This is a genomic window from Chryseobacterium sp. SIMBA_029 (genome assembly GCF_046535275.1).
Lineage (GTDB): Bacteria > Bacteroidota > Bacteroidia > Flavobacteriales > Weeksellaceae > Chryseobacterium.
In genome coordinates this window covers 1-254 of record NZ_JAWRXA010000587.1, presented here as the reverse complement: position 1 = coordinate 254, position 254 = coordinate 1, and the positions used below count along the sequence as shown (strand labels likewise).

Here is a 254-nt window from a genome sequence, read left to right as displayed (position 1 = left end):
AGCCGTGAGAGGCGCCCTCATAGATTGTGTTGGAGGCGGTGAGCCCGGCTTCATCGAGGGCCTGGCCCAGACGCGACACTGCGGCCGGATCCATGCTGGGATCATGGTCGGCGTGCCCGAACACGAATTGTGCCCGTGCATCGCGCAGGCCCAAGTGTGGACTGTCAGACGCGTCGGTCGCCAGGCCCCCACCATGGAAACCACCGCATGCGGCTACCAGCTCGGGGTGAGCGGTGGCGGTACGGACGGCGAGC

General features: G+C 67.3%; 1 protein-coding gene. It reads right to left on the bottom strand.

Features of this window, described 5'->3' with window-relative positions:
• The coding region (locus tag SB679_RS25335) for a dienelactone hydrolase family protein (protein ID WP_410705100.1) at nt 1-254 on the bottom strand (254 nt) is incomplete at both ends.